Source organism: Pseudarthrobacter sp. NPDC092419 (assembly GCF_044755045.1).
Lineage (GTDB): Bacteria > Actinomycetota > Actinomycetes > Actinomycetales > Micrococcaceae > Arthrobacter.
In genome coordinates, this window is record NZ_JBIVQF010000007.1 from 72,578 (window position 1) to 93,945 (window position 21,368).

Annotated in this window: 30 protein-coding genes; 28 read left to right on the forward strand and 2 right to left on the reverse strand. The window is 62.1% G+C overall.

The window, feature by feature from the left end; all coding sequences use genetic code 11:
* Window positions 1-191: 191 nt before the first annotated feature.
* From rpsL to ACIQC0_RS12145, 5 genes are all read left to right on the forward strand, one after another.
* Complete coding sequence (gene rpsL / locus ACIQC0_RS12125) at window positions 192-566, forward strand: 30S ribosomal protein S12 (RefSeq protein ID WP_009358312.1); 375 nt, start codon at window positions 192-194, stop codon at window positions 564-566.
* A 1-nt stretch (window position 567) separates the two neighbouring features.
* Window positions 568-1,038: a 30S ribosomal protein S7 gene (gene rpsG, locus ACIQC0_RS12130; RefSeq protein WP_003803829.1), complete on the forward strand. Its 471-nt coding sequence runs from the start codon at window positions 568-570 to the stop codon at window positions 1,036-1,038.
* A gap of 69 nt (window positions 1,039-1,107) precedes the next feature.
* A complete protein-coding gene (gene fusA / locus ACIQC0_RS12135; protein ID WP_377214663.1) occupies window positions 1,108-3,222 on the forward strand; it encodes an elongation factor G in 2,115 nt (704 codons plus the stop codon).
* Window positions 3,223-3,484: 262 nt separating this feature from the next.
* A complete protein-coding gene (tuf, locus tag ACIQC0_RS12140) occupies window positions 3,485-4,675 on the forward strand; it encodes an elongation factor Tu (protein WP_377214664.1) in 1,191 nt (396 codons plus the stop codon).
* Window positions 4,676-4,786: 111 nt separating this feature from the next.
* Window positions 4,787-4,912 carry a hypothetical protein gene (locus ACIQC0_RS12145; protein WP_400535204.1) on the forward strand — a complete coding sequence of 42 codons (126 nt, stop codon included), beginning with the start codon at window positions 4,787-4,789 and terminating at the stop codon, window positions 4,910-4,912.
* Window positions 4,913-4,914: 2 nt separating this feature from the next.
* Here ACIQC0_RS12145 and ACIQC0_RS12150 read toward each other — a convergent pair whose 3' ends face one another.
* Window positions 4,915-6,351, reverse strand: a complete 1,437-nt coding sequence (locus ACIQC0_RS12150; RefSeq protein ID WP_400535206.1) for a GH1 family beta-glucosidase — start codon at window positions 6,349-6,351, stop codon at window positions 4,915-4,917.
* Window positions 6,352-6,748: 397 nt separating this feature from the next.
* Between ACIQC0_RS12150 and rpsJ the strand changes: the two genes are divergently transcribed.
* The 23 genes from rpsJ to map all read left to right on the forward strand — a co-directional run bounded on the left by rpsJ (window position 6,749) and on the right by map (window position 19,750).
* The gene (rpsJ, locus tag ACIQC0_RS12155) at window positions 6,749-7,057 is read left to right on the forward strand and encodes a 30S ribosomal protein S10 (RefSeq protein WP_003803825.1); all 309 of its coding nucleotides are present in this window, start codon (window positions 6,749-6,751) and stop codon (window positions 7,055-7,057) included.
* Window positions 7,058-7,074: 17 nt separating this feature from the next.
* On the forward strand, window positions 7,075-7,725 hold the full coding sequence (gene rplC, locus ACIQC0_RS12160) for a 50S ribosomal protein L3 (protein ID WP_377214667.1): 651 nt from the start codon (window positions 7,075-7,077) through the stop codon (window positions 7,723-7,725).
* Window positions 7,726-7,729: 4 nt separating this feature from the next.
* Window positions 7,730-8,353, forward strand: a complete 624-nt coding sequence (rplD, locus tag ACIQC0_RS12165; protein ID WP_377214668.1) for a 50S ribosomal protein L4 — start codon at window positions 7,730-7,732, stop codon at window positions 8,351-8,353.
* Window positions 8,350-8,655 (forward strand): 50S ribosomal protein L23, encoded by a 306-nt coding sequence (gene rplW / locus ACIQC0_RS12170; RefSeq protein WP_009358306.1) that lies wholly within the window; start codon window positions 8,350-8,352, stop codon window positions 8,653-8,655. Before rplD ends, rplW begins: the two co-directional genes overlap by 4 nt.
* 29 nt (window positions 8,656-8,684) lie before the next feature.
* Window positions 8,685-9,524: a 50S ribosomal protein L2 gene (gene rplB, locus ACIQC0_RS12175; RefSeq protein ID WP_050684394.1), complete on the forward strand. Its 840-nt coding sequence runs from the start codon at window positions 8,685-8,687 to the stop codon at window positions 9,522-9,524.
* A 12-nt stretch (window positions 9,525-9,536) separates the two neighbouring features.
* Window positions 9,537-9,818, forward strand: coding sequence for a 30S ribosomal protein S19 (gene rpsS, locus ACIQC0_RS12180; protein WP_003803803.1), 282 nt, complete (start codon window positions 9,537-9,539; stop codon window positions 9,816-9,818).
* 38 nt (window positions 9,819-9,856) lie between these two features.
* Window positions 9,857-10,222 (forward strand): 50S ribosomal protein L22, encoded by a 366-nt coding sequence (rplV, locus tag ACIQC0_RS12185; protein WP_009358304.1) that lies wholly within the window; start codon window positions 9,857-9,859, stop codon window positions 10,220-10,222.
* Entirely contained in the window at window positions 10,223-11,056 is an 834-nt protein-coding gene (gene rpsC, locus ACIQC0_RS12190; protein WP_377214669.1) for a 30S ribosomal protein S3, read from the forward strand. It abuts the gene before it with no gap.
* A complete protein-coding gene (rplP, locus tag ACIQC0_RS12195; RefSeq protein WP_050054315.1) occupies window positions 11,057-11,473 on the forward strand; it encodes a 50S ribosomal protein L16 in 417 nt (138 codons plus the stop codon).
* Window positions 11,474-11,475: 2 nt separating this feature from the next.
* A complete protein-coding gene (rpmC, locus tag ACIQC0_RS12200; protein WP_018760452.1) occupies window positions 11,476-11,805 on the forward strand; it encodes a 50S ribosomal protein L29 in 330 nt (109 codons plus the stop codon).
* On the forward strand, window positions 11,802-12,107 hold the full coding sequence (rpsQ, locus tag ACIQC0_RS12205; RefSeq protein WP_009358300.1) for a 30S ribosomal protein S17: 306 nt from the start codon (window positions 11,802-11,804) through the stop codon (window positions 12,105-12,107). The genes rpmC and rpsQ overlap by 4 nt, the downstream gene beginning before the upstream one ends.
* A gap of 493 nt (window positions 12,108-12,600) precedes the next feature.
* The gene (gene rplN, locus ACIQC0_RS12210; protein WP_009358299.1) at window positions 12,601-12,969 is read left to right on the forward strand and encodes a 50S ribosomal protein L14; all 369 of its coding nucleotides are present in this window, start codon (window positions 12,601-12,603) and stop codon (window positions 12,967-12,969) included.
* Window positions 12,970-12,972: 3 nt separating this feature from the next.
* Window positions 12,973-13,335 (forward strand): 50S ribosomal protein L24, encoded by a 363-nt coding sequence (rplX, locus tag ACIQC0_RS12215; protein WP_400535210.1) that lies wholly within the window; start codon window positions 12,973-12,975, stop codon window positions 13,333-13,335.
* A complete protein-coding gene (gene rplE / locus ACIQC0_RS12220) occupies window positions 13,335-13,916 on the forward strand; it encodes a 50S ribosomal protein L5 (protein WP_066277862.1) in 582 nt (193 codons plus the stop codon). Before rplX ends, rplE begins: the two co-directional genes overlap by 1 nt.
* Window positions 13,917-13,995: 79 nt before the next feature.
* Window positions 13,996-14,394, forward strand: a complete 399-nt coding sequence (rpsH, locus tag ACIQC0_RS12225; protein ID WP_079596674.1) for a 30S ribosomal protein S8 — start codon at window positions 13,996-13,998, stop codon at window positions 14,392-14,394.
* A gap of 18 nt (window positions 14,395-14,412) precedes the next feature.
* The gene (rplF, locus tag ACIQC0_RS12230; RefSeq protein ID WP_377214671.1) at window positions 14,413-14,949 is read left to right on the forward strand and encodes a 50S ribosomal protein L6; all 537 of its coding nucleotides are present in this window, start codon (window positions 14,413-14,415) and stop codon (window positions 14,947-14,949) included.
* A gap of 2 nt (window positions 14,950-14,951) precedes the next feature.
* Entirely contained in the window at window positions 14,952-15,335 is a 384-nt protein-coding gene (rplR, locus tag ACIQC0_RS12235; RefSeq protein ID WP_079596676.1) for a 50S ribosomal protein L18, read from the forward strand.
* Window positions 15,332-16,054: a 30S ribosomal protein S5 gene (rpsE, locus tag ACIQC0_RS12240; RefSeq protein WP_377214672.1), complete on the forward strand. Its 723-nt coding sequence runs from the start codon at window positions 15,332-15,334 to the stop codon at window positions 16,052-16,054. Before rplR ends, rpsE begins: the two co-directional genes overlap by 4 nt.
* Window positions 16,055-16,056: 2 nt before the next feature.
* Window positions 16,057-16,263, forward strand: coding sequence for a 50S ribosomal protein L30 (gene rpmD / locus ACIQC0_RS12245; RefSeq protein WP_377214673.1), 207 nt, complete (start codon window positions 16,057-16,059; stop codon window positions 16,261-16,263).
* Complete coding sequence (gene rplO, locus ACIQC0_RS12250) at window positions 16,264-16,749, forward strand: 50S ribosomal protein L15 (protein ID WP_400535214.1); 486 nt, start codon at window positions 16,264-16,266, stop codon at window positions 16,747-16,749.
* Window positions 16,750-16,966: 217 nt separating this feature from the next.
* Window positions 16,967-18,277 (forward strand): preprotein translocase subunit SecY, encoded by a 1,311-nt coding sequence (gene secY / locus ACIQC0_RS12255; protein WP_377214675.1) that lies wholly within the window; start codon window positions 16,967-16,969, stop codon window positions 18,275-18,277.
* A gap of 5 nt (window positions 18,278-18,282) precedes the next feature.
* Window positions 18,283-18,852 (forward strand): adenylate kinase, encoded by a 570-nt coding sequence (locus ACIQC0_RS12260; protein WP_400535338.1) that lies wholly within the window; start codon window positions 18,283-18,285, stop codon window positions 18,850-18,852.
* A gap of 70 nt (window positions 18,853-18,922) precedes the next feature.
* The gene (gene map, locus ACIQC0_RS12265; RefSeq protein WP_400535217.1) at window positions 18,923-19,750 is read left to right on the forward strand and encodes a type I methionyl aminopeptidase; all 828 of its coding nucleotides are present in this window, start codon (window positions 18,923-18,925) and stop codon (window positions 19,748-19,750) included.
* 156 nt (window positions 19,751-19,906) lie between these two features.
* On the opposite strand, the gene ACIQC0_RS12270 is transcribed toward map, so the two are convergent.
* Window positions 19,907-21,265, reverse strand: coding sequence for an ABC transporter substrate-binding protein (locus tag ACIQC0_RS12270; RefSeq protein WP_400535219.1), 1,359 nt, complete (start codon window positions 21,263-21,265; stop codon window positions 19,907-19,909).
* Between the last annotated feature and the right edge of the window lie 103 nt (window positions 21,266-21,368).

Here is a 21,368-nt window from a genome sequence, read left to right on the forward strand (position 1 = left end):
TGTGCAACGTATGCCACATTTTTGCATGCCTAGGGAACATTGCAGACGCTTTGACGGCCCTGGTGTGCGATCCGACTATTAAAGGCTTCGCCTTCGCCGCCTGGAGTTCAACTTCAAGGCCCGGGCGGCGGGGCAACGCAACAAGAGAGTGGCCGGAAGCGGCTGCTCCGGATAAAACGGAGAACACGAGAGTGCCTACGATTAACCAGCTGGTCCGCAAGGGCCGCACGCCTAAGGTCTCAAAGACCAAGGCTCCCGCGCTTAAGGGCAGCCCGATGCGCCGCGGTGTTTGCACCCGCGTCTACACCACCACCCCGAAGAAGCCGAACTCGGCTCTGCGTAAGGTGGCACGTGTGCGCCTCAACGGCGGCGTGGAAGTAACCGCCTACATCCCCGGTGTTGGCCACAACCTGCAGGAGCACTCCATTGTGCTCGTTCGCGGTGGTCGTGTGAAGGACCTTCCGGGTGTCCGCTACAAGATCGTCCGTGGCGCCCTCGATACCCAGGGTGTGAAGAACCGTAAGCAGGCACGCAGCCGCTACGGCGCAAAGATGGAGAAGAAGTAATATGCCTCGCAAGGGTCCGGCCCCCAAGCGGCCGCTCGTTTCGGATCCGGTTTACGGCTCCCCGCTGGTAACCCAGCTCATCAACAAGGTGCTCGTTGACGGCAAGAAGTCCACGGCAGAGCGCATCGTTTACGGTGCACTCGAAGGCGCACGCGCCAAGTCCGGCGGCGACCCCGTTGCAGCCCTCAAGAAGGCCATGGACAACGTCAAGCCTTCCCTCGAGGTCCGCTCCCGCCGTGTCGGTGGCGCCACCTACCAGGTTCCGGTTGAGGTCAAGCCGGGCCGTTCCACCGCACTCGCACTGCGCTGGCTGGTCGGCTACTCCAAGGCCCGCCGCGAGAAGACGATGACCGAACGCCTCCAGAACGAAATCCTGGATGCATCCAACGGTCTCGGTGCCGCTGTGAAGCGTCGCGAAGACACCCACAAGATGGCCGAGTCCAACAAGGCCTTCGCACACTACCGCTGGTAATACTTCCCGGACGCCGCCGGCTCAACCGAGCCGGCGGCGAACGTGTAGTCCATCCCAAAAGGAGACCCCGTGGCACAGGACGTGCTTACCGACCTTAGTAAGGTCCGCAACATCGGCATCATGGCCCACATTGATGCCGGCAAGACCACCACCACCGAGCGCATCCTGTTCTACACGGGTGTGAACCACAAGATCGGCGAAACGCACGACGGCGCTTCGACCACTGACTGGATGGAACAGGAAAAGGAACGCGGCATCACCATCACGTCTGCCGCCGTGACCTGCTTCTGGGAAAACAACCAGATCAACATCATCGACACCCCCGGCCACGTGGACTTCACCGTTGAGGTTGAGCGCTCCCTGCGCGTCCTCGACGGCGCGGTTGCCGTCTTCGATGGCAAGGAAGGCGTTGAGCCGCAGTCCGAGACCGTTTGGCGCCAGGCTGACAAGTACAACGTTCCCCGCATCTGCTTCGTCAACAAGATGGACAAGCTGGGTGCTGACTTCTACTTCACCGTAGACACCATCATCAGCCGCCTCGGCGCCAAGCCGCTGGTCATGCAGCTGCCCATCGGTGCAGAGAACGACTTCATTGGCGTCGTGGACCTGCTCTACATGCGCGCACTGGTTTGGCCCGGCGACGCAAAGGGCGACGTCACCATGGGTGCCAAGTACGAGATCCGCGAGATCCCGGCTGACCTCCAGGAAAAGGCTGAAGAGTACCGCGCAGCGCTCGTTGAGACCGTTGCAGAGTCCTCCGAAGAACTCATGGAGAAGTACCTCGAGGGCGAAGAGATCTCGATCGACGAGCTCAAGGCCGGCATCCGCAAGATGACCATCAACTCCGAGCTGTACCCGATCTTCTGCGGTTCTGCGTTCAAGAACCGTGGCGTTCAGCCCATGCTCGATGCCGTGGTGGACTACCTGCCGAACCCGCTCGACGTCCCGCCGATGGTCGGCCACGACCCCCGCGACGAAGAGAAGGAACTGACCCGCAAGCCTTCCGCTGAAGAGCCCTTCTCCGCACTGGCCTTCAAGATTGCCGCGCACCCGTTCTTCGGCCAGCTCACCTTCATCCGCGTGTACTCCGGCCACGTGGAAGCAGGCGCCCAGGTGGTCAACTCCACCAAGGGCAAGAAGGAGCGCATCGGCAAGCTCTTCCAGATGCACGCCAACAAGGAAATGCCCGTCGAGGGCGCTACCGCCGGCCACATCTACGCTGCGATCGGCCTGAAGGACACCACCACCGGTGACACCCTTTGCGACGCTGCCAACCAGATCGTCCTGGAATCCATGAGCTTCCCGGAGCCCGTGATCTCGGTTGCCATTGAGCCGAACACCAAGGGTGACCAGGAGAAGCTCTCCACGGCCATCCAGAAGCTCTCCGCTGAGGACCCCACCTTCCAGGTGTCCCTCAACGAAGACACCGGCCAGACGATCATCGCCGGCATGGGCGAGCTCCACCTGGACATCCTGGTGGACCGCATGCGCCGCGAGTTCAAGGTCGAGGCCAACGTGGGCAAGCCCCAGGTTGCCTACCGCGAAACCATCAAGCGTGCTGTGGAGCGTCACGATTACACGCACAAGAAGCAGACCGGTGGTTCGGGCCAGTTCGCAAAGATCCAGATCGCGATCGAGCCGCTGGACACCGCCGAGGGCGAGCTGTACGAGTTCGAGAACAAGGTCACCGGTGGCCGTGTTCCGCGTGAATACATCCCGTCTGTCGACGCTGGTATCCAGGATGCACTGAATGACGGTGTCCTGGCCGGCTACCCGGTGGTCGGCATCAAGGCGACGCTGGTTGACGGCGCCTACCACGATGTTGACTCTTCGGAAATGGCGTTCAAGATCGCCGGCCGGATGGCTTTCAAGGAAGCCGCCCGCAAGGCGAACCCTGTTCTGCTCGAACCGCTGATGGATGTCGAGGTCCGCACCCCTGAGGAATACATGGGTGAAGTTATCGGTGACCTCAACTCCCGCCGTGGCCAGATGCAGTCCATGGAGGACGCACAGGGTGTCAAGGTCATCCGCGCGCACGTTCCGCTGTCCGGCATGTTCGGCTACATCGGTGACCTGCGTTCGAAGACCCAGGGCCGCGCTGTGTACTCCATGACGTTCAACAGCTACGCCGAGGTCCCGAAGGCAGTTGCCGACGAGATCATCCAGAAGACCCGCGGCGAATAGTCCTTCGGACGCTCGCAGCGAACAACCTCGGCTGGGCCTTCCGGTTCCGGAAGGCCGAGCCGGTGCAGATGGCCGGAAGCGGCCGGCACAGTCCGTTCAACCGGATTCCGGCCATCTGCACGAACAGGCTCAAGGGACTAGTATTAGTTCCTGAATCTGCAATTTCACCAATCCAAAGCCCCCCAAGTAGACTTGCCTGAGTTTCTGCCGCGAGAAGCGCGGCCGAAGGGCAAGCCATTTGAAAACGTTCTAGGAGGAACCTGTGGCAAAGGCAAAGTTCGAGCGGACTAAGCCGCACGTCAACATCGGCACCATCGGTCACGTTGACCACGGTAAGACGACGCTGACGGCCGCCATTTCCAAGGTGCTGTACGACAAGTACCCGGATCTCAACGAGAAGCGCGACTTCGCGTCGATCGACTCTGCTCCCGAAGAGCGTCAGCGCGGTATTACCATCAACATCTCCCACGTGGAGTACCAGACCGAGAAGCGTCACTACGCACACGTTGACGCCCCCGGTCACGCTGACTACATCAAGAACATGATCACCGGTGCTGCCCAGATGGACGGCGCAATCCTCGTGGTTGCTGCTACCGACGGCCCCATGGCACAGACCCGCGAGCACGTTCTGCTCGCCCGCCAGGTTGGTGTTCCCTACCTGCTGGTCGCGCTGAACAAGTCCGACATGGTTGAGGACGAGGAACTCCTCGACCTCGTCGAAATGGAAGTTCGCGAACTGCTCAGCTCGCAGGGCTTCGACGGCGACGAGGCACCCGTTGTGCGCGTTTCCGGCCTGAAGGCGCTGGAAGGCGACCCCGAGTGGGTCAAGTCCGTTGAGGACCTGATGGCTGCAGTCGACGAGTCCGTTCCGGACCCCGTACGTGACCGCGACAAGCCGTTCCTGATGCCGATTGAAGACGTCTTCACCATCACCGGCCGTGGCACCGTTGTTACGGGCCGCGCCGAGCGTGGAACCCTCGCCATCAACTCCGAGGTCGAGATCGTCGGTATCCGCCCGGTCCAGAAGACCACGGTTACCGGTATCGAGATGTTCCACAAGCAGCTCGACGAAGCATGGGCCGGCGAGAACTGTGGCCTGCTGCTCCGTGGCCTGAAGCGCGACGATGTCGAGCGTGGCCAGGTTGTCGTCAAGCCGGGTTCCATCACCCCGCACACCGACTTCGAGGCAAACGTCTACATCCTCTCCAAGGACGAAGGCGGACGCCACAACCCGTTCTACTCGAACTACCGCCCGCAGTTCTACTTCCGTACGACGGACGTTACCGGCGTTATCACCCTGCCTGAGGGCACGGAAATGGTTATGCCCGGCGACAACACTGAGATGACCGTTGCGCTCATCCAGCCGATCGCAATGGAAGAGGGCCTCGGCTTCGCAATCCGTGAAGGTGGCCGCACCGTTGGTTCGGGACGTGTTACCAAGATCATCAAGTAACTCTTGCTGAACTGAAGGACAGCCCCGCTGCTACTGCAGCGGGGCTGTCTTTTCTTTAACGCGTTCCGTCACCGGCCGCTGTTACTGTTGCAGGGTCGAAAGGAGTCCACCGTGGACTGGCCCATCTTCCTGATCATCGCCGCAGCCGTGGTGGCCGGCGTGTTCTGGGCGAAGAAGTATTTCCGGCACGAGATTGACCGTGCCAAGCGGATCAACCGGGCCAACAAGAACCAGTAGGACTAGTCCCGCGTGACCTTCCGTGCCATGGAGAGCGTCCGGTACCAGTAGAAGGACTGCTTCGGGGTTCGTTTCTGTGTTTCGAAATCGACATGGACCAGCCCGAACCGCTGTGAATAGCCGGCGGCCCACTCGAAGTTGTCCATTAGTGTCCACACGTAGTAACCCCGCAGGTCCACGCCGTCAGCGGTGCCCCCGGGAGCCGTCGCATCAAGGGCTGCGCGCAGGTGTGACGCCAAGTAGCTGACCCGCCGCCCGTCGTCGTACGTCCCCGAGACCGTGTCCGGCTCCGGGAAGCTGGCACCGCCCTCGGTGATGTAAACAGGCGGCAGGGCGGATTCATAGCGGTCCCGGAGCTCCGCGAGGAGGACCCCGAGGTGGTCCGGTGCCACGGGCCAGCCGAAGCCGGTGCTGCCGTACTCCGGGTAGCCCACCTCGTGGAATGGCAGCCTGGCTACCGACTTATGTACGTCGGCCGGGATCGAGGCGCTGCCCCGGCCCAGAGCTACCCTCACCGGGAAGTAGTAGTTCAGGCCGTAGAAGTCCAGCGGCTGGTGGATGGTGCGCAGGTCCTCGTCCGAAATACGGCCTATCGAACGCAGCCAGGGGCGGGCATAGAGCGGGAGGCGGGGGTAGCGGCCCAGCAGCACCGGATCCGCGTAGATTCGGTTCATGAGGAGGTCGTACAGCCGGGCCACCAGGCGGTCACCCGGCGTCCGTCCCGCCGGCCGTACCGGCGCGTGCAGGTTGGTGATGCCAACTGTGCCGGTCACGCCGGCTGCTCGGAGGGCCTGCGCGCCGAGCCCATGGGCCAGGAGCTGGTGGTGGATGGCCGGCAGCGCATCGAACAGCAGCGCGTGTCCGGGGGCGTGGACGCCCAGCGCGTAGCCGTTCAGCGTGACCGATACCGGCTCGTTCAGGGTGACCCATTGTGCGACGCGGTCGCCGAACCGTTCGCCGGCGGCCGCTGCGTACTCGCCAAACCGCAGCGCGGTCTCGCGGCTCAGCCAGCCGCCGTCGTGCTCCAGCGGCAGCGGCGTGTCCCAGTGGTACAGCGTAGCCATGGGGGAGATACCGGCGGCGAGGAGCTGGTCGATCAGGCGGTCGTAGAAGTCCAGGCCCTCGTTGTTGATAGCCCCGCGGCCGTCCGGCTGGATGCGGGGCCAGGACAGCGAGAAGCGATAGGAGTCCACTCCGAGTTCCCGCAACAGGGCCACGTCCTCCGGCAGCCGGTTGTAGTGGTCGCAGGCTACTGCGGGGGAGTGCCCGTCAATGATGGTCCCCGGTTTCTCGGCGAAAGCGTCCCACCCGGACGGTCCGCGGCCGCCGGTGCGGAGCGCGCCCTCGATTTGGAACGCGGCGGCTGCCACGCCCAGGACGAACGACGGCGGGATGCGGCTGGCAAGGTCAGTCGCCGAATCGGTGCTTTCCAGCGTCATCCCACTATCATCCATTCACGGAGCGGGACAGGCAATGGTTGCGCCAAGCCATGTGGATAAGGGCTGATTCGCTTCTGCCGCAGATTTCCGGCATACTAGATGAGTTGTTCAAGCGCTTCTTCGCGTCCCGATCCGGATAATGCCGGATGCCAGGGTCCAAGTGGAAGACCAAACATAACCCACCCCAATGGAACTGCGGAAATATGCGTGAAACTGCGCGACACGCCCGACCGCGGGGGTCGGTTGCGCCGGCAAGGTGAGGAACCCGGATTCATCCGGATTCAGTTTGTGCGGCGGTGGTGGTTACGACCTCAAATGCTTCGGCAGCCATACAACGAGTAAGTGAACAGGGCAGCCCTAACCAGGGGAAGCACAGACTGAAAGAGAGTCAGGCGACATGGCGGGACAAAAAATCCGCATCCGGCTGAAGTCATACGACCACGAGGTCATTGACGTTTCAGCACGGAAGATCGTTGAGACGGTCACGCGCGCAGGCGCAACGGTAGTGGGCCCCGTGCCGCTGCCGACGGAGAAGAACGTGTACTGCGTGATCCGCTCTCCGCACAAGTACAAGGACAGCCGCGAGCACTTTGAAATGCGCACGCACAAGCGTCTTATCGACATCATCGATCCCACGCCCAAGGCCGTCGACTCGCTCATGCGCCTCGACCTGCCGGCCGACGTGAACATCGAAATCAAGCTGTAGGGAGGTGCTGAGAGACTATGACCGCAACCCGTAACGTAAAGGGCCTGCTGGGCACGAAGCTCGGCATGACCCAGGTCTGGGACGAGAACAACAAGCTCATCCCCGTCACTGTGGTCCAGGCAGACTCGAACGTCATCACCCAGCTGCGCAACGCTGAGACCGATGGCTACGTCGCCGTTCAGATCGGCTATGGCCAGATCGACCCCCGCAAGGTCACCAAGCCGCTGGCTGGTCACTTTGAGAAGGCAGGCGTCACGCCTCGCCGCCACGTCGTCGAACTCCGTACCGCAGATGCTGCTGAGTACGAGCTGGGCCAGGAGCTCTCCGTTGAGCTCTTCGAAGCCGGCCAGAAGATCGACGTCATTGGCACCACCAAGGGTAAGGGCTTCGCCGGTGTTATGAAGCGTCACGGCTTCTCCGGTGTCGGCGCTTCCCACGGTGCCCACAAGAACCACCGTAAGCCCGGTTCAATCGGTGGCGCATCCACCCCGAGCCGCGTCTTCAAGGGCATGAGAATGGCCGGCCGCATGGGCGCCGTTCGCCACACCACGCTGAACCTCACGGTCCACGCGGTTGACGTCGAGAAGTCGCTGCTCCTGATCAAGGGTGCCGTTCCCGGTGCCCGCGGCCAGGTCGTCTTCGTACGCACTGCCGTGAAGGGAGCCTAGTTCAATGGCTAACACTGTCCAGGTTGACCTGCCTGCAGAGATCTTCGACGTTCAGACCAACGTGCCGCTGCTGCACCAGGTTGTCGTTGCCCAGCTCGCTGCTGCTCGCCAGGGTACCCACAAGACCAAGACCCGCGCCGAGGTTTCCGGTGCAGGCCGCAAGCCGTTCAAGCAGAAGGGCACCGGCCGCGCCCGTCAGGGTTCTATCCGTGCTCCGCACATGACCGGCGGTGGCGTTGTCCACGGTCCCACCCCGCGTGACTACAGCCAGCGCACCCCCAAGAAGATGATTGCTGCTGCACTGCGCGGCGCACTGTCTGACCGGGCACGCAACGGCCGTATCCACGTTGTTGCAGACCTGGTTGAAGGCTCCAAGCCCTCCGCCAAGACTGCACTGGCTACACTGCGCGGCGTTTCCGACCGCAAGAACCTGCTGGTCGTTATCGAGCGCGCCAACGATGTTGCTGCACTGTCCGTGCGCAACCTCGCCGGTGTTCACGTTCTGTACGCAGACCAGCTGAACACCTACGACGTTCTCGTGTCTGATGACGTTGTCTTCACCAAGGCTGCCTACGACGCATTCGTTGCCGGCAAGGCAGTGGCAAAGAACGAGGAGGATGCCAAGTGAGTGCAGCCACCATCAAGGATCCGCGCGACGTTGTGCTTGCACCCGTCGTTTCGGAAAAGAGCTACGGCCTGATCGACGAGGGCAAGTACACCTTCCTGGTGGACCCCCGTTCGAACAAGACCGAGATCAAGCTGGCCGTGGAGAAGATTTTCTCCGTCAAGGTCGAATCGATCAACACCATCAACCGTGCCGGTAAGCGCAAGCGCACCAAATTCGGATGGGGTACCCGCAAGAACACCAAGCGTGCGATTGTCACCCTCAAAGAAGGCACCATCGACATCTTCGGCGGTCCGCTCTCGTAGCGGAGACCACTTTAACGAGGAAATAAATTATGGGAATCCGTAAATACAAGCCGACTACCCCGGGCCGTCGTGGCTCGAGCGTAGCGGACTTCACCGAAATCACGCGGTCGACGCCGGAAAAGTCGTTGGTACGTCCGCTGCCCAAGAAGGGCGGCCGTAACAACACCGGTAAGATCACCACCCGTCACAAGGGTGGTGGACACAAGCGCCAGTACCGTCTGATCGACTTCCGTCGTCACGACAAGGACGGCGTCAACGCCCGCGTTGCCGAAATCGAGTACGACCCGAACCGTACGGCTCGCATCGCGCTCCTGCACTACGTTGATGGCACCAAGCGTTACATCATCGCTCCCAACAAGCTGTCCCAGGGTGACGTTGTAGAAGCAGGTGCCGGCGCTGACATCAAGCCCGGTAACAACCTGCCGCTGCTGAACATCCCGGTGGGTACCGTTATCCACGCAGTTGAACTGCGTCCGGGTGGCGGCGCCAAGATGGGCCGCTCCGCCGGTGCATCCATCCAGCTCGTTGCCAAGGAAGGCCGCTTCGCCCAGCTGCGCCTGCCTTCCGGCGAAATCCGCAACGTTGACGTGCGCTGCCGCGCAACGGTCGGCGAGGTCGGCAACGCCGAGCAGTCGAACATCAACTGGGGCAAGGCCGGCCGTATGCGGTGGAAGGGCGTTCGCCCGACCGTCCGTGGTGTCGCCATGAACCCGGTTGACCACCCGCACGGTGGTGGTGAGGGTAAGACGTCCGGTGGACGTAACCCCGTCAACCCGAACGGTAAGCGGGAAGGCCGCACGCGCCGCCCCAACAAAGAGAGCGACAAGCTTATTGTGCGTCGCCGTCGTACTGGCAAGAACAAGCGATAGGAGCCTGGACACATGCCACGCAGCCTGAAAAAAGGTCCTTTCGTTGACCAGCACCTCTTTGTGAAGGTAGCCAGGGAAAACGAAAAGGGCACCAAGAACGTCATCAAGACCTGGTCCCGCCGTTCGATGATCATCCCCGACATGCTCGGACACACGATCGCCGTACACGACGGACGCAAGCACATCCCGGTGTTTGTCACTGAGTCGATGGTCGGGCACAAGCTCGGCGAATTCGCTCCCACGCGGACTTTCCGCGGCCATGTCAAGGACGACCGTAAGGGCAAGCGCCGCTAGGCGCCTGCACTTACGTCAAAGACGAGAGAAGGAAAGCAATGGAAGCCAAGGCAATTGCGCGTCACATCCGCGTAACGCCTATGAAGGCCCGGCGCGTCGTCAACCTTGTTCGTGGATTGCAAGCGAATGAGGCTCTGGCAATTCTGAAGTTTGCCCCGCAGGCAGCTTCGGAGCCGGTATTCAAGGTAGTACAGTCGGCAATCTCCAACGCCCGGGTCCTCGCGGACCGCGACGGCGTTGCGTTTGACGAAGGTGACCTCATCATCAGCGAAGCGTTTGTTGATGAAGGCCCGACCATGAAGCGGTTCCAGCCGCGTGCCCAGGGTCGTGCATTTCAGATCAAGAAGCGCACCAGCCACATCACCGTGGTAGTCGCTACCCCGGAGAAAGAGGAGGCTCGCTAAGTGGGACAGAAAGTAAACCCGCACGGGTTCCGACTCGGCATCACCACCGATCACGTATCGCACTGGTTCGCTGACAGCACCAAGGCCGGACAGCGGTACAAGGACTTCGTTCGCGAAGACATCCGCATCCGCCAGCTCATGTCCACGGGCATGGAGCGCGCAGGCATCGCCAAGGTCGAGATCGAGCGCACCCGTGACCGCGTCCGCGTGGACATCCACACGGCACGTCCGGGCATCGTCATCGGCCGCCGCGGAGCAGAAGCAGACCGCATCCGCGGCGAGCTCGAAAAGCTCACCGGCAAGCAGGTCCAGCTGAACATCCTCGAGGTCAAGAACCCCGAGATGGAAGCACAGCTTGTTGCCCAGGGCGTTGCTGAGCAGCTGACTTCCCGCGTGGCTTTCCGCCGTGCGATGAAGAAGGCCATGCAGTCCGCACAGCGTGCAGGTGCCAAGGGCATCCGTATCGCCTGCTCCGGTCGACTGGGTGGCGCTGAAATGTCCCGCTCGGAGTTCTACCGCGAAGGCCGTGTGCCCCTGCACACCCTCCGCGCGAACATCGACTACGGCTTCTACGAAGCCAAGACCACCTTCGGCCGCATCGGCGTGAAGGTTTGGATCTACAAGGGCGACGTCACCGCCAAGGAACTGGCCGCCCAGGCCGCTTCCGCCCCGTCCCGCGGCCGCTCCGGCGACCGTCCGGGCCGTCCGGGTGGCGCTGACCGTGGTGACCGCCGCCGTCGTAACGACCGCCCGGCCGCCGAAGCAGCTCCTGCTGCCGAGGCACCCGCGGTTGAGGCTGCACCCGCTGCAGCAGTAGAAGGAGGACAGGCTTAAATGCTTATCCCACGTCGAGTCAAGCACCGCAAGCAGCACCACCCGGGTCGTTCCGGCGCTGCTACGGGCGGCACCAAGGTCACCTTCGGTGAGTACGGCATCCAGGCCCTGAGCCCGGCATACGTCACGAACCGTCAGATCGAGTCTGCACGTATCGCGATGACCCGCCACATCAAGCGTGGCGGTAAGGTCTGGATCAACATCTACCCGGACCGTCCCCTGACCAAGAAGCCGGCCGAAACCCGCATGGGTTCCGGTAAGGGTTCGCCGGAATGGTGGGTCGCAAACGTCAAGCCGGGCCGGGTTCTCTTCGAGATCTCCGGCGTCGAAGAATCGGTAGCACGCGAGGCACTCCGCCTGGCAATCCACAAGCTCCCGTTGAAGGCACGCATTCTGCGTCGCGAAGGTGGTGAATAGAAATGGCAGTAGGATCCAAGGATCTGGCTCCCGCACAGCTGGACGGTTTCGACAACGAGCGTCTCGTTGAAGAACTCCGCAAGGCCAAGGAAGAGCTGTTCAACCTGCGTTTCCAGTCCGCCACCGGTCAGCTGGAGAACCACGGTCGCCTGCGCGCGGTAAAGAAGGACATCGCTCGCATCTACACCGTTCTCCGTGAGCGCGAGCTGGGCATTCGTGCCGAGGTTGCCGCACCGGTTGTGGAAGCCAAGGAAGAGAAGAAGTCCAAGAAGGCTGCAACCAAGAAGGCCGAGAAGGCTGAAACGGTTGAGACCGAGGAGGATGCCAAGTGAGTGAAAAGGACCAGAACGTGACGGAAACTGCTACCGCAGCCACGGCTGAGCAGCGCGGTTACCGCAAGACGCGTCGCGGCTACGTGGTCTCGGACAAGATGGAAAAGACCATCGTTGTCCAGGTTGAGGACCGCGTGAAGCACGCACTGTACGGCAAGGTCATCCGCCGTACCTCCAAGGTCAAGGCGCACGATGAGAACAACACCGCCGGCATCGGCGACCTCGTTGTCATCGCCGAGACCCGTCCGCTGTCCGCCACCAAGAACTGGCGGCTCGTGGAAATCCTCGAGAAGGCCAAGTAGCAGCTGCTGCTTCGCCGTGTGGCCCCTGCTCCGTTCGCGGAGCGGGGGCTTCCTCGTTTAACTCCCACGGGCTTCCGTCGCGTCACGGAGAGCATGCTTTTGGAACGCGTACGACGGCGGGACCGCGGCTTTCCGGGGAAGCGGCACCCCGGGTGGGCCAAAAGGCTGCCGTGCGTGACGCCGTCGTCCGTCTTGCGGGGGAGCGCTGCCGGGTGATATGGGGATCCCGCCGAAACGTGCTAGGATATTGAGTTTGTATGGCGCCTTTTGCGCGCCGTCATCAACCTCGTAAACAAGCGTGCCGCAGCATAGTGCCCCCTTGCGCCCAGGAGCAGTCCTGGACCGGATGGGAGCAACTGCTTCCGGCACGGGAGTTTAGGCCTGGTCTGGCAAAATCCAGGCAGGTCAAGAGACACCCCGATCAACCGTTCCGCAAGGCTCATTCCGTAGCAAGATCACGGCCTGAGAACCGGCGCGACGCAAGGAGTAAATAGTGATTCAGCAGGAGTCGCGGCTCAAGGTCGCCGACAACACGGGTGCTAAGGAAATCCTTACCATTCGCGTTCTCGGTGGATCCGGTCGTCGCTACGCAGGCATCGGTGACGTCATTGTCGCCACCGTCAAGGATGCAATCCCTGGCGGCAACGTAAAGAAGGGCGATGTTGTCAAGGCAGTCATCGTCCGTACCAAGAAGGAACGCCGCCGTGCGGATGGTTCCTACATCAAGTTTGACGAGAACGCAGCTGTGATCCTGAAGGGTGACGGTGACCCCCGCGGTACCCGTATCTTCGGACCGGTTGGTCGTGAACTCCGTGACAAGAAGTTCATGAAGATCGTTTCTCTGGCTCCGGAGGTGCTCTAGTCCATGGCTGCAAAGATCAAGAAGGGTGACCTGGTTCAGGTCATCACTGGCGCCAAGGCTGAGCGCGGCGGCGACCGCGGCAAGCAGGGCAAGGTCCTGCGCGTGTTCACCGACACCAACCGCGTGCTGGTCGAAGGCGTCAACCGCGTCACCAAGCACACCAAAGCCGGTCAGTCGCAGCGCGGCACCAACACCGGTGGCATCGAGGTCGTTGAGGCCCCGATCCACATCTCCAACGTGGCTCTGGTAGACCCGTCCACCAAGAAGCCCACCCGCGTTGGCTTCCGCACCGAAACCGTTGAGCGCAACGGCAAGAAGCGCGAAGTCCGCATCCGCGTGGCCAAGAGCTCAGGGAAGGACATCTAATGACTGAGACTCTCGAGACTCCGGCAACGAAGATCGTTCCTCGTCTGAAGACCAAGTACGCCGAATCCATCAAGAGCACGCTCATTGAGGAATTCAAGTACGAAAACGTCAACCAGGTTCCGCGCCTCGTCAAGGTTGTTGTGAACATGGGTGTTGGAGATGCCGCCAAGGACTCCAAGCTGATCGACGGCGCTGTCCGCGACCTCACCCAGATCACCGGCCAGAAGCCGCAGGTAACCAAGGCCCGCAAGTCCATCGCACAGTTCAAGCTGCGCGAAGGCATGCCCATCGGTGCACACGCAACTCTGCGTGGCGACCGCATGTGGGAATTCCTGGACCGCCTGGTCACCCTCGCCCTGCCCCGTATCCGGGACTTCCGTGGCCTGAGTGGCAAGCAGTTCGATGGCAACGGCAACTACACCTTCGGTCTGACCGAGCAGGTTATGTTCCACGAAATCGACCAGGACAAGATCGACCGCGTCCGCGGTATGGACATCACGGTTGTTACCACTGCCAAGACCGATGACGAGGGCCGCGCGCTGCTGAAGGCGCTTGGTTTCCCGTTCAAGGCCGAAGACTAATCCAACTACGTAAAAGGTCCGGCGGTGCTGCCTGAGGGCACTCCGCGGAAACCGTTACGAGGAAGGGCAAGAGCCCACCATGACAATGACAGATCCTGTCGCAGACATGCTCACGCGTCTGCGCAATGCAAACTCGGCATACCACGACACCGTGTCCATGCCGTACAGCAAGCTCAAGGCACGCGTTGCTGACATCCTGAAGGCAGAAGGCTTCATCGCCGGCTGGAAGGAAGAGGACGCTGAGGTTGGCAAGAAGCTGACCATCGAGCTCAAGTTCGGTCCGAACCGCGAGCGTTCCATCGCTGGCGTTCGCCGTATCTCCAAGCCGGGCCTGCGTGTTTACGCAAAGTCCACCAACCTGCCGCACGTGCTCGGTGGCCTGGGTGTCGCAATCCTGTCCACCTCTTCCGGCCTCCTGACTGACAAGCAGGCCGGCAAGAAGGGCGTGGGCGGCGAAGTCCTCGCGTACGTCTGGTAACGGGAAAGGAAGAGAATAATGTCACGTATTGGACGTCTCCCCATCACCGTTCCTGCCGGCGTTGAGGTCAAGGTTGACGGCTCTGTCGTCAGCGTCAAGGGTGCCAAGGGCGAGCTGAACCACACTGTGGCCAGCCCGATCGAGGTCACTCTGGAAGCAGACACCCTGACTGTCGCCCGCCCGAACGACGAGCGCGCCTCCCGTTCACTCCACGGCCTGACCCGCACCCTGATCTCCAACATGATCGAGGGCGTTACCAAGGGCTACGAGAAGAAGCTTGAAATTGTCGGTACCGGTTACCGCGTTCAGGCCAAGGGATCTGACCTTGAGTTCGCTCTGGGTTACAGCCACCCGGTCAGCGTCACCGCTCCGGCTGGCATCACCTTTGCAGTTGAGGGTCCGACCAAGCTCTCTGTTTCAGGTATCAACAAGCAGCAGGTCGGCGAGGTTGCTGCCAACATTCGCAAGCTGCGGAAGCCGGACCCCTACAAGGGCAAGGGCATCCGTTACGCCGGCGAGGTCATCCGCCGCAAGGTCGGAAAGGCTGGTAAGTAACCATGGCCATCTCAATTAACAAGAAGCGTACGAACAAGAGCAAGTCTGCTTCGCGCAGCCGCCGCCAGCTTCGTATCCGTAAGCGCATCTCCGGTACGGCTGTACGTCCTCGTCTGGTCGTCAACCGCTCCGCACGCCACGTATTCGTCCAGGTTGTCGATGACACCAAGGGCCTGACCGTAGCGAGCGCCTCCACCCTGGAAGCCGACCTTCGTGCATTCGACGGTGACAAGACCGCCAAGGCCAAGCGCGTCGGCGAACTGGTTGCCGAGCGTGCCAAGGCTGCAGGTATCGAAGCTGTTGTCTTCGACCGTGGTGGCAACAAGTACCACGGCCGGATCGCCGCCGTCGCTGACGGTGCACGTGAAGGTGGGCTGTCGCTGTGACGGAAGCAAACAAGGAAAAGGACACTGTGTCTGCAGATCAGAAGGCGACTGAAGCCGTAGCTGCCGCTGAGACCACTGCCCCCGCAGCTGCCGACGACCGCCGTGGCGGCGCTCGTCGCGGCGAGCGTGGCGACCGTGGCCAGGGCCGCGGCGACCGTGGTGGCCGTGGCGGCCGCGACGGCGGCCGTGAAGCCGAGAAGAGCCAGTTCGTAGAGCGCGTTGTCACCATCAACCGCGTTTCCAAGGTGGTCAAGGGTGGTCGTCGCTTCAGCTTCACCGCCCTGGTCGTCGTTGGTGACGGTAACGGCATGGTCGGCGTGGGCTACGGCAAGGCCAAGGAAGTTCCCGCTGCAATCGCGAAGGGTGTTGAAGAGGCCAAGAAGTCCTTCTTCCGCGTCCCCCGCGTTGGCAACACCATCCCGCACCGCGTTCAGGGTGAAGCCGCTGCCGGCGTCGTAATGCTGCGTCCGGCCTCTGCCGGTACCGGTGTTATCGCCGGGGGCCCGGTCCGTGCAGTACTGGAGTGCGTGGGCATCCACGACATCCTCTCCAAGTCGCTCGGTTCCTCCAACGCGATCAACATCGTTCACGCGACCGTTGACGCGCTGAAGCGCCTCGAAGAGCCGGCAGCAGTGGCAGCACGCCGCGGCCTGCCGCTGGACGAGATCGCTCCCCAGGCGCTGGTGAAGGCTCTCCTGAACCCGAAGGCAGGTGCCTAGTTATGGCTAAGAACCTGGTCCCCTCCGACGTTCAGTTGGAGATCACTCAGATCAAGTCCGCCATTGGCGGCAAGCAGAACCAGCGCGAAACCCTGCGGTCCCTCGGCCTGAAGCGGATCGGACACACCGTTGTCCGCACCGCCGACGCCGTGACCGTTGGCATGCTCAACACGGTTCCGCACCTGGTAAAGGTAGAGGAGGCGAAGTAAATGGCAGAGAAGACTGCTGATAAGGCGCAGGCTGCTGAGAAGCAGAATGCCCTGAAGGTTCACCACCTGCGTCCCGCCCAGGGTGCCAAGACCGCCAAGACCCGTGTTGGTCGTGGTGAGGCTTCCAAGGGTAAGACCGCCGGTCGCGGTACCAAGGGTACGAAGGCCCGCTACCAGATCAAGGCTGGCTTTGCCGGCGGCCAGCTGCCGCTGCACATGCGCCTGCCGAAGCTGCGCGGTTTCAAGAACCCGTTCCGCGTTGAGTTCCAGGTTGTGAACCTGGACAAGCTCAACGAGCTGTTCCCCGAAGGTGGCGCTGTCACCGTGGAGAACTTGGTCGAAAAGGGCGCCGTTCGCAAGAACCAGCCCGTCAAGGTGCTGGGCACCGGCGACATCACCGTCAAGGTTGACGTCACCGCCCACGCATTCTCGGCCAGCGCGGCTGACAAGATCGCTGCTGCAGGCGGAAGCACCACCACCCTCTAGGGTGATGGGGCAAAAGCCTGTACGTTGAACTCCCGGTGTCCGGGCCTTCGGGTCCGGATACCGGGAGTTTTCCATTTCCGCCGGTCGTGTTTTCGCCGCCATCCGGCGCATCCGGGCTGCTGCCGATTGTTCGCATGGCGCATGCAACGGTTAGACTCGGTTGTTGGGATTTATAGATCCCGATCACATCACTCTTCTTCACACCACAGGAGGACGCTTGCTTAGCGCATTTGGCCGGGCCTTTCGCACGCCTGATCTGCGACGCAAGTTGTTGTTCACGCTGGGAATCATCACCATCTTCCGCTTGGGCGCCTTCATTCCCTCGCCTGGTGTGGACTACCAGAATGTCCAGCAATGCTTGCAGAACGGTCAAACGGCAGGCGGGCTGTACCAGCTCGTAAACCTGTTCAGCGGCGGGGCCCTGCTGCAGGTGTCGATCTTTGCCCTGGGCATCATGCCGTACATCACGGCCAGCATCATCGTGCAGCTCCTCCGGGTGGTCATTCCCCGCTTCCAGGAGCTGTACGAGGAAGGCGCGGCGGGTCAGTCCAAACTCACCCAGTACACGCGCTACCTCACCATTGCACTGGGCCTGCTGAACGCCACCACCCTGGTATCGCTGGCCCGTTCAGGGCAGCTCCTGCCCGGCTGTGCATTGCCCATCATCCCCAATGACAGCGTGGTCACCACCATTCTGCTCATCATCACGCTGACCGCGGGCACCGGCCTCATCATGTGGATGGGCGAACTGGTCACGGAGAAGGGCGTGGGCAACGGTATGTCGCTGCTCATCTTTACCTCCATTGCTGCCACGTTCCCCACCTCGCTGGGCGCGATCTGGACCTCGCAGGGCCCGGGGACTTTCTTCATCGTCCTGGGCATCGGCCTGCTGACGGTGGCACTGGTGGTCTTCGTGGAACAGTCGCAGCGACGCGTTCCTGTGCAGTATGCCAAGCGGATGATTGGCCGCCGGACCGTCGGCGGAACCAGCACCTACATCCCCATCAAGGTCAACATGGCCGGTGTTATCCCGGTGATCTTCGCCTCCTCCATGCTCTACCTGCCCGGGTTGATCTCGCAGTTCAACCAGCCGCAGGCCGGCGAGCAGATGCAGCCGTGGGTCGAATGGATCAACAACAACCTGGTCCGCGGTGACCAGCCGATCTACATGGTTCTGTACTTCGCCATGATCGTGTTCTTTACCTACTTCTACGTCGCGATCACCTTCAACCCTGAAGAGGTCTCGGACAACATGAAGAAGTACGGCGGTTTCATTCCGGGTATCCGCGCCGGGAAACCGACCGCTGACTACCTGCAGTACGTGCTCTCCCGTATCACGCTCCCCGGCGCCCTCTACCTGGGCTTCGTGGCGCTGATACCGCTGGTGGCACTGGTGCTGATCAACGCAAACCAGAACTTCCCGTTCGGTGGCACCTCGATCCTGATCATGGTGGGCGTTGGTCTGGAAACCGTCAAGCAGATTGATGCGCAGCTACAACAACGTCACTACGAAGGGCTTTTGCGATGACGAGAATGCTGATTATTGGACCTCCCGGTTCCGGCAAGGGAACGCAGGCGGAACGGATTTCGGAGCGCCTCGGCGTCGTGCCGATTTCCACCGGGGATATTTTCCGGGCCAACGTCAAGGGTGAGACCCCGCTTGGCATCGAGGCCAAGAAGTACATGGACGCCGGCGACTTCGTTCCGGACAGCGTGACCAACAAGATGGTCCGCGACCGCCTGGGCGAGTCTGACGTCGAGAGCGGCTTCCTTCTGGACGGCTACCCCCGGACCACCGCGCAGGTGGACTACCTGGACCAGATCCTCGCGGAGGGACAGGAGAAGCTGGACGTCGTCCTGCAGCTCACCGCCGATGATGAGGAACTGGTAAGCCGCCTCCTGGGCCGTGCCAAGGAAACCGGCCGGAGCGACGACAATGAGGCCGTCATCCGCCACCGCCTTGACCTCTACCACGAGCAGACTGAAGCCGTGGTAGCCAAGTACGCCGAACGCGGCATCCTGACCCAGGTCGACGGCATCGGCGCCATCGACGAAGTGACGGACCGCGTCATGCAGGCCATCAAGGCAGCACAGGCAGCCTGATCCAGGCCACCGGACATTGAGGCTCCTCCCCGATCAAGGGAGGAGCCTCAGCCATTTGAAAGGACACACCATGGCGTTTGGCCAGCCCCGCATCGAGTACAAGACGAACGAGCAGATGCGCACCATGCACGAAGCCGGACTGGTGCTGAGCCGTGCCCTGGACGCTGCCGTGGCAGCCGCCGTGCCGGGGGTCACCACCAAGCACCTGGACGACGTCTTCGCCGCTGTTCTCAACGAGGCGGGCGCGAAGTCAAACTTCCTTGGGTACCACGGCTTTCCCGCAACGATCTGCACCTCCGTTAATGAGGAAGTGGTGCACGGGATTCCCGGCAGCCGAGTCCTGGAGGATGGCGACATCATCTCCATCGACGGCGGCGCGATCGTTAACGGCTGGCATTCCGATTCGGCGCGGACCGTCATCGTGGGCACGGCCAGCCCTGAGGACCAGCGCCTTTCGGACGTGACGCGCGCGGCGATGTGGCGTGGGATAGCCGCACTGGCTACCGGCACGCACGTAGGCGACATCGGCGCCGCCATCGACGACTATGTCTCGTCAGTTCCGGGCAAGCCCCTGGGCATCCTCGAAGACTACGTGGGCCATGGCATTGGCTCCGAAATGCACATGGCGCCGGACGTCCTGAACTACCGCACCAGCCACCGCGGCCCCAAGATCAAGCCCGGCCTCTGCCTGGCAATTGAGCCCATGCTGGTGCTCGGCGGCATCGAAACGGCCGTCCTGGAGGACGACTGGACCGTGGTCACCACGGACGGCAAGCGTTCCTGCCAGTGGGAGCACTCCGTCGCAGTCCACGAAAAGGGCATCTGGGTGCTTTCAGCGCCCGACGGCGGTGCGGAGCACTTGGTGCCCCTCGGCGTCACCCCGGTACCGATCCCGTAAGGTCCGCGCCGCTTGTCGATGCCCGCTACGGTTTCGGACATGCGCCCCTCGATCCCGGGGTGCGGAAGTCCGAAACCGTAGCGGACGTCCGGATCTGAATAATCCCTGGCGGCCACCCACTACGGTGGCGGCCAGGGATTTTGCGTATCAGGAGGACTAGGCCTTCAGCTTGGGCTTGACGTCCTTGGTGTAGAGGCCTTCGAGCGTAGTCTTCAGTTCGGTCATGGTCGCTTTGACATTGGCCTTCTGGGTCAGGATCTTAGCCGCTGCCTTGGCCATCTCCTGGTCAGCGCCGGGAAGGAAGGCCCTGGCGTTGTCCTGGACCCGGGTGACGGCCAGCTGGTCCATGGCGGTCTTGATCTGCGGCGTCTTGGCCAGGACCGCGGTCATATCGGCTGACTTGCGGGTGGGCATGTAACCGGTAGCCGCAGAGAACTCAGCGGTGTTCTCCGGCTCCGTCACGAACTGCAGGAACATGGCAGCCGCCAACTGCTCCTCGCGGGTCACGCCACTGGGTATCCCCAGGCCGGCGCCGCCTGTGGGGCAGACCTCCGTCTTGGCCTTGGAGCCGCCCGGCAGGAATCCCACGCCCACGTTGAAGGACGCGGATTTGAGGATGCCGATCAGCGACCCAGTGGAGGACACGGTGGCGGAAGCGAGGCCGGCCGCGAAGTCATCCGCGGAGTCCTTGGACGAGACCCCGGCCCAGCTGTCCTTGTAGACCGAGTCCTGGACTTCCTGGAGGGCGGCAACGGATTCCGCCGAATCGCAGGTGATGTCCCAGTCCTTGGACCACGCGCCTCCTTCGCCCCAGAGATTGTTCTGCAGCGTCCAGCCGGCGTAGCCCGCCAGGGCCGGGTGCATGAACGCGTACTGCGCGCCGGAGGCGGCCTTGAGCTTGGGCGCCCACTCGGCGAATTCCTGCCAGGTCGCCGGCGCCCTGTCCGGCAGGCCTGCGGCCTTGAAGTGGTCCTTGTTGTAGTAGAAGAGCGGGGTGGAACGGCCGTAGGGCAGCGCCCACTGCTTGCCGTCGTACTTGTAGTCGTTGACCAGTGACGTACGGAAATCGTCCAAAGGAACGTTCAGTTGGCTGATGAGTGAGTCCAGCGGAATGATGCTGTCGTTCAGGTAGTAGCGGAACCACCAGACGTCTGAGAGGACCACCAGTGCAGGCAGGCCTGATTTCGCCGCCTGTGCCGTCTGGAACTTCTGGGCGATTTCCTCGTAGTTGGCTCCTGCGGTCACGAGGTTGACCTTGATGTCCGGGTATTTCTCCTGGAACTTCGAGATCATGGCCTTTTCTACGTCCTGCGACTTACCGGGGTGGTTGGACCAGAAGTCGATGGTCGCCGCGGGCTTCACATCCTTGAAATCCAGGTCTGCGGCCGTTGTTGACGAGTTCCCGCCGGTGGAGGGGCCGCCACAGGCGGTCAATGCGGCGACTCCCGTTCCTGCGCCCGCCAGGGAGAGGAAGAGCCTGCGGCCAAGCGCAGGGATTACTGGGTTTGCTGCCAAGGTAATGCCTTTCTGTGGACCGGGACAGTGTGCTGTAGCGCAGCCGCGCCCGTTTCTTGATGCGGTGGAGGGGAGAAAGATTTACGTACGATGGCGGTCGGCT